We start from the raw sequence: 10,268 nt of genomic DNA on the forward strand, positions 1-10,268 counted from the left end.
TCTGGCTTTAGAACTTCGGGATCCGTCGTCGTCGTCGGCCACTTTGAACAATTGCTGTGAGCGCGCCTATTACTTCACCGGAAAAAGAATCATCGCCCGCCGCTGACGACGCGGAAGGAAACGAAGCCCTCGCTTGGCCGGTGGCGATGCTGGTTCGACTGCGCGCCTTCGAGACGCTGCGCTACCGGGAATATCGTTTGCTCTGGTACGGCCAGATTTTTGGCTCCATGGGCACCTGGATGGATCCAGGTGACGCGCGGTTGGTTGATCTACGAGTTGACCAACTCGGCGTTGCAGCTAGGCATGGTGCGCGGCATTCAAGCGATCCCATTTTTATTGCTGTCGCCCATCGCCGGCAGCGCCGCGGACCGTTATCCGCGTAAGTTTCAGGTGGTGGCGGCGCAATTCGCCAGCGGCTTTTTATACGCGGTGACGGCGCTGTTGATCTTCACCAAGCTGATCGTGCCGTGGCATGTTTACGTCAGCGCGTTCTTAATGGCCTGCGTGCAAGTGTTTCTCCAACCGTCGCGTTCGGCGATGATATCCGACGCCGTGCCGCGCAAGTATGTGACCAATGCCATCGGCTTGAACGCCATGGTCTTCAAGATGGCGCGCTGCACCGGCCCGGCGCTTTCCGGTCTGCTGATCTCGCTATTCGACACCGGAGTTTCCTACGCGGTGCAGGCGCTGTTCATGGTGCTCGCGACCATCTGGACCACGCAGCTGAGCGCGGCGCCGTCGGCGTCTTCTGCCGAACATGGCCATAAAGAATCCTTCGGCCAAAGCATCATCGAAGGCAGGAAGTTCAGCTGGCGCACGGCGGAAGTGCGCACCGGCATCTTGATCGTCATCGTCGCCGCCTTGTTCATGGTCCCCAGCACGCTATTGCCGGTGTTCGCCCGCGATCTGCTGCGCGTCGGCGCGCGCGGCCAGGGATTACTCCTTACCGCCATGGGCGTGGGCGCGCTGTGCAGTTCGATTGTGATTGCTTCGGTGGGCGATCGCATGCCGCGCGGCATCATGATGCTCGGCGGGGTGGCGATCTACGGCGTGCTGGTGGTGATTTTTTCGGCGTCGAGTTGGTTTCCCTTGTCGATGGCGCTGATGGCGATCATCGGTCTGTGCCACGTCAGCTCCATGCGCTCGTGCAGACGGTGATTCAAACCTATTCGTCGCCGGAATTTCGCGGCCGGACCATCGCGATCTTTCACATGACGCAAGTCTTACTGCTGCTCGGCGGCATGGCGGTGGGCGCCTTATCGGCGCTCATCGGTGCGCCCTATGCGGCGTCGTCGATGAGCATCGTCGGCACGCTGTGCATGGTGGTGATCTTTTTCGCCGTGCCGCGGGCGCGCGATATTCGTTGACTAGTTTTGCCGCAATCGGTTTGACAAGTTTAGCCGCGGCGAATAAGTTTTCGATAAATTCACTCGCGCTTGAATCAACCCGCGACGGAGAGCCATCAATACAATATTTTGCCATTCTGTTGTTTAACTTCGCGCTATTTTTCGGCCCAGCGCTTCCCGGTTACGCTCAAAGCAACGCTGAAGGCGGACTCAAGGCGGAAATCAGCGCGGTGGCGATTCCTGCCAATCGCCGGCCGATGGCGACTTTTAAAATTACCGACGCCAGCGGCAAGCCGCTTGAATTGAACGCCCTCGACGCCGACAGCGTGAAGTTTACCATCGCGGTTCTCAAAATCGGCAAAGGCGGCGAACAGGATTATCAAAATTATTTGCTCAGCAGAGTTGCCGGCAAGAACTGGGTATTCAGAGGCGAAACCCGCAAGCCGGTGTTGAGCGAAACCATGCAGCCGGATTCGGATCAAGGCGGCAGCTTTGCGCGTTTGGCGCCGGGTGTTTTTACTTACACGTTCAAGTCGGCGCTGCCGGCCAATTTCAACCCGCGCGCGACGCACGTGCTGGGCGCCGAGATGACGCGCAACAATCGGCTGTCCGCCGCCAATCCGCTTTTCGAATTCATCCCCGCCGGCGGCAAAGTTCAGATGCGCCGGGAGCTGGCGGAGACCGCTTCGTGCAATACCTGCCACGATCCCATGCGTTGGCATGGCGGGGCGGCGCGCCAGACCGGTTACTGCGCGCTGTGTCATACCTCGCAGTTGAGCGATCCGGAGACCGGCGAGAGTCTCGATTTCAAATTTTTGATTCACAAGATGCACCGCGGCAAGTATCTGCCCAGTGTCGGCGAAGGTAAGCCGTATCTTTTGGTCGGCGCCGAGCAGCGGGTGCGCGATTTTTCGAGCATTCGCACGCCGCGCATGGTGGTCACCGAAACCATTCCGAAAGAATATCGCGACTGCACCGGCTGCCACGCCAATCCCAAGGTTACCAACTGGAAAATCCAACCGTCGAGCGCGGCTTGCGTGTCGTGTCACGACAACGTCGATCTCAGCTCCGGCAAACATCACGGCCCCGGTCCGGCGGCCGACGGCAGCTGCGTCAACTGTCATCAACCGGACGGGCCGGAGTTCGGTCCGTCGATCACTGGCGCGCACACTTTTTCCGGCAATTGGAGCGGGCTGCCGGGGCTCGTTTTCGATATTTTAAAAATCGACGGCGGCAAGCCCGGCAGCAATCCAGTAGTAACTTTTAGCCTGAAAGATAAAAAAGGCGCGCCGGTGAACGCTGGCGAGATGAACAATCTCGGTTTAGTTCTGGCGTGGCCGACTACCGATTACAAAATGGAATTTCCCGAGGACGCGCGCAAAGCCGAGCCCCTCGGGAACGGCGTTCATACTTATAAATTTCGCTACACGATTCCCACCGACGCCACCGGCTCCGGCGCCATCGGCATTCAAGGCTATCGGCTCTACGATGTGAAACGGCCCAACGGCACCGTCGTCGAAAAAGGCCAGCGCAACGCCGGCGCCAACGTGGTCAAGTATTTCGCCATCACCGACAAAGAGCCGGTGCCACGGCGCATGGCGGTGAAAATCGAACGCTGCAACGTTTGCCACTTGAAGTTGCAGCCCCACGGCGAGCAACGCAACAACACCGAGTTTTGCGTGCTCTGCCACAACGCCAACCACAACGATGAGGTAAAGCGTAAGGTCGCCAAGGGACCGATGCCGGCGGAGAGTGTCCATTTGAAACGCTTCATCCATCGGATTCACACTGGGCGAAATTTGGGCGAGCCATTCATCGTCTACGGCGGGCCGGCGGCGGCACCGGTGCCGGTGGACTTCGGCGATATTCGTTTTCCCGGCGACCGGCGCAATTGCGCCAAGTGTCACGAGCCCGGCGCCTTTGAATTGCCGTTGCCCGCCGGGGTGTTGCCGACTTTTATTCCCCAAGCGGACGGCAGCGTGAAGCCGTTAACGCCGATCATGAGCGCCTGCGTCGGTTGTCACACGCGGGAACCGGCCAAGGCGCATATGGAAGCGCAGATCGCTTCGATAGGCAGAGAAAGCTGCGTCGTCTGTCACGGCCGGGGCCGGGAATTCGCCGTCGACAAGATGCATCGCAAGGGACGGGAATAGGCGCGACAGAGATTTGAGATAGAGACAGAGAACGGAGACAGAGATTGTGCGCCAGCGTGGCAACGCGGCGCAGAAATTTTAGAACGCGTCCTTCATTTTTCTTACCGCGCCGAAAACTGAAACCGGATCTGAGCCTGCGTCAGGCATAGCCGACTTCACGCTGGCTTGAATTTCTTGGCTATCCCAACGGAGAAACGGATTGGTCTGTTTCTCTTCCGCCATCTTGGCCGGCACCGTCGACTGGCCTTGGGCGCGGAGATTTTTCACCTGCTCGTAGCGCGCCGCCAATTTGCCATTCTTCGGTTCCACGCTCATCGCGAAGCGCAGATTGCTCTCGGTATATTCATGGCCGCAGTACACATTGATATCGTCGCCCAGCGCCATGAGTTTTTTCAACGACGCCTGCATCTGCGCCGGCGTGCCTTCAAAGAGCCGGCCGCAACCGGCGGTGAACAGCGTGTCGCCGCAAAACAAATTATCGCCGAATAAATAAGCCACATGGCCGGTGGTGTGGCCGGGAATGAAAAACACTTTGCCTTTGAGCTCGCCGATCTCGATCTCGTCGCCTTCGTCGACGCCGTCGGTCATACCAAAAACTCTCTCCCGATCGCTTTTGTGACCGTAGACTTTTAGTTGCCGGCTCGCCAACAACCCTTCGTTGCCGCCGGTATGATCGCGGTGGTGGTGCGTGTTCAAGATCGCCACGGGCGTCACCGCCGCTTGTTGGATGCGGCTGAGCACGGGCGCCGCCTCCGAAGGATCGACGATGGCCGCCTGTTGGGTTTTTTCACAGACCAGCAAGTAGCCGTAGTTGTCGCGTAACAGCGGGATTTGAATGATTTTCATATACCTATGATGACGATTTTTGTCGGTTAGCTGTCAGATATGAACAGTCGGTCCTTACCAAACCTGTCCGTGAACCACCTGAAAAACTCTACCACAGCCCGCTCAATCCCGGCAAGTAACTAAACAAAAAGCTCTTTTTGCCGATTACCAGGGCAATGGTAGCGGCCTTTAACGGAGCGTCACGAAAATTGCTGTAGGATCAATGGTTCGGCAATCGAAGGAGAGATCTGATTATGCTCGAAAGTACTTCTAAGCCCATCGAAGTGTTGCTCGTAGAGGACAATGCCGGCGACGTGAGGCTGACTCGAGAGGCGCTCCGTGAAGGTCCATTGGCTGTCAATCTGACCGTCGCTAAAGACGGTCAGGAAGCAATTGAAATGCTTTTCCGGCGTAACGGCTTCGGCGACGCGATCCGTCCTGATTTGATTCTGCTCGATTTGAACTTGCCGAAAGTCGATGGCCGGCAAGTGCTGCGGGAGATCAAAAGCGATGCCGGACTCATGCATATCCCGGTGATCGTACTGACCACATCCCATGCCGAGTCGGACATCCAGGCGACCTACGGCGCTCACGCCAACTGTTACATCGCCAAACCTGTCGACATCGAGGCCTTCATCGACATTGTAAAATTACTCGAAGAGTTTTGGTTCACTATCGTCAAGCTACCGGCCCATGACCCCGCGCTGTAACCATGACCGAGATTAACATCAGGCATGAGGTGATGAAGATGCGAAAACTAGGATCGAGAAATTTGTCGGCTGGGGCGTTGCTGATGATCGGCTTTCTGACCGCACCGGTGGCGGCCGAGACCGTGAAAGTCGGCGGCACCGGCGCCGCGCTGGGCGTCATGCGCGTGCTCGGCGATGTCTACAAGAAAGACCATCCGAAGATCGACATCGTCGTGGTGCCGGGGCTCGGCAGCGGCGGCGGCCGCAAAGCTCTGATCGGCGGCGCTCTGGATCTCGCGGTGACCAGCCGGCCCGGTAAGTCGGTGGAAAAAATCGACGGCGCCAGCGCGCGGCTGTATGGCCGCTCGCCCTTCGTGTTCGCCGTGCCGGTAAAAAATCCGCTCGGCAATCTGACGATTCAAGATGTCATCGATATTTATAGCGCGAAGAAAATTACTTGGGCCAACGGCGAGCGGCTGCGCTTGATCTTGCGGCCGCTGGCCGATTAGGACAGCGAGATTCTGTTTAACATCGGTGCCGACATGGAACAGGCGCTCAAAGCGGCGTACCAGCGCGAGGGCATGGCGATCGCTATGACCGACGAGGAAAGCGCCAACCTGATCGAGTCGACTCCCGGTGCCATCGGCAGCTCGACGATCTGTTTGATCTCAGCGGAAAAACGCGCTCTCAAAGCGCTGTCAGTGAAAGGCGTCGTGCCCAGCGCTAAAAGCATCGCCGATGGTTCTTATCCCTGGTTCAAAAGTTTTTATATCGTCAATAAGACGAACGGTTCAGCGACGGCGCGAGCCTTCGCCGATTTCGTCGTCTCGGCGCGCGGCCAACAAATCATCGCGAAGTTGGGACACTGGCTGCCCGAAGCCGGAGAGAAACGGTAAGGCGTGATTCCAGCCGACCACAGATTGTTCGTTACCATCAGTTGGATTGCGGCGATTATCGGCGCCATCGTGGCGATTGCGCTGCCGCTCACCTATTTTTTGGGCGCTAGAAACGTTCTGTACGCAGTGCTCGAAACCGAGGCGGAGATCAACGCGCGCATTGCGGCACAAGTGGTGCGCGCCAATCCGGAGCTCTGGCGATTCCAGACCGGGAGACTGGAAGAATTTCTCAAGCGCCGGCCGCGCCAGGGCACGCCGGAAATTCGCCGAGTCGTCGATCTCGACGGCAAGACCGTCGCCGAAAGTGCCGACGCGCTCACGCCGCCGATGGTTTGGTATTTTGCCGATGTCATGGACTCCGGCGTCAAAGTCGGTCAGGTGGTCATCGGCCGTTCGACGGCGCCATTGTTGTGGCAAATGGCGCAGGTTGGCGCATTGGCGGCGCTTCTCGGCATAGCGATTTTCTGGGTGTTGCGCGTGCTGCCGATGCGGTCGCTGCGCCGGGCACTCGATGAGAACGGCAAGCTGATCGAGGAGTTGAAACAACGCGAGGGCGACTTGTCGCGCGCCAATCAAGGCTTGCAACAGCGCGAAGCTGAACTCACCACTTCCAACGAAGAACTCCAGCAATTCGCCTACGTGGCGTCGCACGATTTGCAGGAGCCGCTGCGCATGATCACCAGCTACACCACGCTGTTGGCGAAACGCTACAAGGGAAAGCTCGACGCCGACGCCGATGAGTTCATCGGCTTCGCGGTGGACGGCGCCAAGCGGATGCAAGGCTTGATTCAGGATCTGCTGACCTATTCGCGCGTCGGCAGCAAGGGCAATGAATTTGTCCCGACCGATTGCGAGTCGGTGTTGTCGACTACTTTAAAGAGTTTGGCGGTGGCGATTGCCGAAAGCGGCGCCGAGATTCATCACGATCCTTTACCGACGGTGCGCGGCGATGTCGGCCAGCTCGGCCAACTGTTTCAAAACCTGATCGGCAACGCGATCAAATATCGCAACGGTAATGCGCCCGAGGTTCACCTGTCGTGCCACAAGCAAGGAAACGAATGGCGATTCAGCGTCAAGGACAACGGCATCGGCATCGATCCGCAATTCGCCGAGAAAGTTTTCGTGATCTTTCAACGATTGCACACCCGCGAGGAATACGAAGGCACCGGCATCGGCTTGGCGGTTTGCAAGAAAATCGTCGAGCGCCATGGCGGCAAGATTTGGCTCGAGTCGGAGCCCGGCAAGGGTTCGACGTTTTATTTCACCCTGCCCGGCAATGGAGGAAGCGATGTTTAGGCTGCTGCGCTATTTTTCCCTGGCAAGTTTGGCTTGCGTCGCGCTGATCACGGCGCTGCTGGCGTTCTTTTATCGACAGGTCGCGCTCAACGATCTGCTCGAAACCGGCGAACGCCACAACGTCGCGCTGACCCGCGCGCTCGCCAACTCGCTGTGGCCCGAGTTCGGTTCGTTTCTCACGACGACCACGGAACTGAGCGACGACGCTTTGCGTCAGCATGCGGCGATCGACAAAATTCGCCATTCCTTATCACAGTCGGTCAAAGGGCTTTCGGTTCTCAAGATCAAAATTTACGACCTCCACGGTCGTACGGTTTTTTCCAGCGAAGCTAAGCAGATCGGCGAAAGCAAAAGCAAGAACGCAGGCTTTATTGCGGCCCGCTCCGGCATCGCGGCGAGCGAAATTACCCATCGAGACACGTTTAGCGCATTCGAAGGCGTCATTGAGAATCGTGACTTGATATCGAGCTATATCCCGGTGCGAGCGGACGGCGCCGACGGCAAGATCGAGGGAGTTTTTGAACTCTATTATGACGTGACCGACCTATTCGACAAAATGCAGCGGACGCAGAACCAGCTGGTCGCCGGTGTCGTTCTCCTGTTGGGTGTGCTCTACGGCGTACTATTTCTAATCGTTCGCCACGCCGAAAAAATAATGCAACGCCAGCAACTGGCCCGTCAACGGGCGGAGCAGGCGCTGGCGGAAAAAGCCCAAGATTTAACGCGCTCCAATGCCGATTTAGAACAGTTCGCCTACGTAGCCTCCCACGATCTGCAAGAACCGCTGCGCATGGTCAGCAGCTACGCCCAACTGATCACCCGGCGTTACAAGGGTAAATTGGATGTCGATGCCGATGAATATTTTCACTTCATGGTCGACGGCGCCGATCGCATGCAGGCCTTGATCGCCGCTCTGCTCGTCTACGCGCGGGTGGGCAGTCATGGCAAAGAACTGCAGCGCACCGATTGCAACGCGGTGATGGAGCGGGTGCGCCGGGACCTGAAGCTCGCCATCGAGGAAAGCGGCGCGAAGCTGGTCGTCGAGCCGCTGCCGAGTGTCGCCGCGGATCAGGCGCAATTGGGACAGCTTTTTCAGAACCTGGTCGGTAACGGCATCAAGTTTCGAAACGGCAACACGCCGGAAATCCGCGTGTCCTGCGCCGCTCAAGGCGACGACTGGTTATTCTCGGTGAAAGACAACGGCATTGGTATCGATCCTCAGTCTGGTGAAAAAGTTTTCACCATCTTCCAGCGCTTGCACAGCCAGGCGGAATATCCCGGCACCGGCATCGGCCTGGCGGTGTGCAAAAAAATCGTCGAGCGGCATGGCGGCAAGATTTGGCTCGAGTCGGAGCCCGGCAAGGGTTCGACGTTCCATTTCACGCTGCCGCGCGCGCCGGCCGTCGACGCTCTGGCAAACAATCAAAATAGCTTCGAGGCGAGAGTGGAGGGCTAACGAATGCAGCGATTTCGATGGCAAATAAAATTATTGGCGCTGATCTGCCTTGCGATCTTGGCGAGGGACCGAACTTCAGTGTTGGCGCAGAGTGCCAATCCGGTCGTCGGTATCCTCAGCGGCGGCAAGTCTTGGGTGCCGGTGGTCGCCGGAATGAAAGAGGGAATGGAGCGGCTCGGATTCAAAGACCATAAAAATATTTCCTATCTCGCCGAAGATTCCAAGGGCGAGATCACCGACCTCGTCAGTCAAGCGAAACGGCTGGTGGACGCCAAAGCTGACGTCATTTTCGCGCTGCCAACAGCTCATGCCGAAGCGGCGATGAAAGTTACGACGACTTTGCCGGTGGTCTTTGCTTGGGCGTCGGATCCGATCCGTTCCGGACTGATCGCCAGCTTTGCGGCGTCAAAAAATAATCTCACCGGCGTTACCAGCTACTCTGGGCCGTTGAGTGAAAAACGGCTCGAACTGCTGAAGGAGATTATGCCCAGCGTCAAGCGGGTGCTTGCGCCGGTGTCTCCGAAAGAGATTGCTTCCGAGGTCTCCTATCAATACGCCGAAGCGGCGGCCAAACGGATCGGCTTGCAACTGATTCGCCGCGAGGTTTCGAGCAAGGCGGAAGTCGAAAAATTTCTCGCGGAAAAACACAAAGGCGCGGTGGACGCGATTTTATTTCTGCCGTCGGTGCTGTTGCTCAATCAGATCGATCAACTAATCGCCAAATCCAAGGAAGAGAAACTACCCCTGGCGGTGACCGCGGAAGACATCGTTGAGCGCGGCGCGCTTTTCAACTACGGGCCGGATTTTCGCCTGGTCGGAATGCAAAGCGCGCGGCTGCTGGCCAAAGTGCTCAAAGGGGAGAAGCCGCAAAATATCCCGTCGGAAATTCCCGAGAAATTTTTGCTTACGTTAAATAGCCGTACGTTAAAGCTTCTGGGGATGAAAATTCCCCAGACTTTAGCGGGCCGCATCGATCGCCTGGTGGAATAGACAATTCGCTTAAATTAGGAGTGAAGAACAATATGAATCGTTATCGTTCCATTAATGCCGACCTCGTTTGCGGCGTCATTGCGCTGCTGGGGATGGTCGCCGGGATTGTTCCGCCTTCAATCCAGGCCGGTCCTGCGGTCATCGGAGTGCTTACGCCCGGCGGCAGCTACGATCCGGTTCTGGAGGGCCTCCGCGAGGGTATGGCCAAGCTCGGCTTCAAAGAGGGCAGAGAGATTAGTTATGTCGTCGAGGATAGCAAGGGCGACGTAAAGTCATTCGAGGCGCGCGCCATGAAGCTTATCGAGAGCAAACCGGATGGGATTTTTACCGTGACGACGATGCCAACCTTGGCTGTGAAGAAAGCGACGCAGACGATTCCGATCGTGTTCAGCGTCATCGGCGACCCAATTCAAGTCGGTGTCGTTGCCAGTTTCGCCTCGTCGCAGAATAACTTGACGGGGGTCGCATCGCTTAAGGAACCTCTGAACAACTGCCCTGGAAGCAGGGCAGCGGAGGATAGATCGTTTTTTTCGTAATGAGTTACAGTTTTTGCGAAGTTATATCAGATTACATTTTGCTCTCGTGGTTAATAGGGTCCTTAGTTTTGCCTCGATTTG

The 10,268-nt window shown here is 57.3% G+C and carries 11 protein-coding genes; 10 read left to right on the forward strand and 1 reads right to left on the reverse strand.

Translation table 11 applies throughout. The features are described 5' to 3' along the window. Window positions 1-102: 102 nt before the first annotated feature. The 3 genes from EXR70_10665 to EXR70_10675 all read left to right on the forward strand — a co-directional run bounded on the left by EXR70_10665 (window position 103) and on the right by EXR70_10675 (window position 3,499). Window positions 103-1,158, forward strand: coding sequence for an MFS transporter (locus tag EXR70_10665; GenBank protein ID MSP38940.1), 1,056 nt, complete (start codon window positions 103-105; stop codon window positions 1,156-1,158). Further along, window positions 1,122-1,367, forward strand: coding sequence for a hypothetical protein (locus EXR70_10670; GenBank protein ID MSP38941.1), 246 nt, complete (start codon window positions 1,122-1,124; stop codon window positions 1,365-1,367). The genes EXR70_10665 and EXR70_10670 overlap by 37 nt, the downstream gene beginning before the upstream one ends. Window positions 1,368-1,486: 119 nt before the next feature. Then, window positions 1,487-3,499: an OmcA/MtrC family decaheme c-type cytochrome gene (locus tag EXR70_10675; GenBank protein ID MSP38942.1), complete on the forward strand. Its 2,013-nt coding sequence runs from the start codon at window positions 1,487-1,489 to the stop codon at window positions 3,497-3,499. Window positions 3,500-3,577: 78 nt separating this feature from the next. Here the strand turns inward: EXR70_10675 and gloB are convergent, their stop codons facing one another. Next, entirely contained in the window at window positions 3,578-4,345 is a 768-nt protein-coding gene (gene gloB / locus EXR70_10680; protein MSP38943.1) for a hydroxyacylglutathione hydrolase, read from the reverse strand. A gap of 233 nt (window positions 4,346-4,578) precedes the next feature. On the opposite strand from gloB, the gene EXR70_10685 reads away from it, so the two are divergent. From EXR70_10685 to EXR70_10715, 7 genes are all read left to right on the forward strand, one after another. Continuing rightward, window positions 4,579-5,034 (forward strand): response regulator, encoded by a 456-nt coding sequence (locus tag EXR70_10685; GenBank protein MSP38944.1) that lies wholly within the window; start codon window positions 4,579-4,581, stop codon window positions 5,032-5,034. 2 nt (window positions 5,035-5,036) lie between these two features. Further along, complete coding sequence (locus EXR70_10690; GenBank protein ID MSP38945.1) at window positions 5,037-5,522, forward strand: hypothetical protein; 486 nt, start codon at window positions 5,037-5,039, stop codon at window positions 5,520-5,522. 33 nt (window positions 5,523-5,555) lie between these two features. Continuing rightward, on the forward strand, window positions 5,556-5,909 hold the full coding sequence (locus EXR70_10695; GenBank protein MSP38946.1) for a hypothetical protein: 354 nt from the start codon (window positions 5,556-5,558) through the stop codon (window positions 5,907-5,909). 327 nt (window positions 5,910-6,236) lie between these two features. Next, window positions 6,237-7,205: a GHKL domain-containing protein gene (locus tag EXR70_10700; protein MSP38947.1), complete on the forward strand. Its 969-nt coding sequence runs from the start codon at window positions 6,237-6,239 to the stop codon at window positions 7,203-7,205. Further along, window positions 7,117-8,661: a hypothetical protein gene (locus EXR70_10705; GenBank protein ID MSP38948.1), complete on the forward strand. Its 1,545-nt coding sequence runs from the start codon at window positions 7,117-7,119 to the stop codon at window positions 8,659-8,661. Before EXR70_10700 ends, EXR70_10705 begins: the two co-directional genes overlap by 89 nt. 3 nt (window positions 8,662-8,664) lie before the next feature. Then, complete coding sequence (locus EXR70_10710; GenBank protein ID MSP38949.1) at window positions 8,665-9,651, forward strand: hypothetical protein; 987 nt, start codon at window positions 8,665-8,667, stop codon at window positions 9,649-9,651. Between the two features lie 32 nt (window positions 9,652-9,683). Continuing rightward, on the forward strand, window positions 9,684-10,187 hold the full coding sequence (locus EXR70_10715; GenBank protein MSP38950.1) for a hypothetical protein: 504 nt from the start codon (window positions 9,684-9,686) through the stop codon (window positions 10,185-10,187). Window positions 10,188-10,268: the final 81 nt, after the last annotated feature.

This window comes from Deltaproteobacteria bacterium, assembly GCA_009692615.1.
In the GTDB taxonomy this organism is placed as follows: Bacteria; Desulfobacterota; Binatia; order UBA9968; family UBA9968; genus DP-20.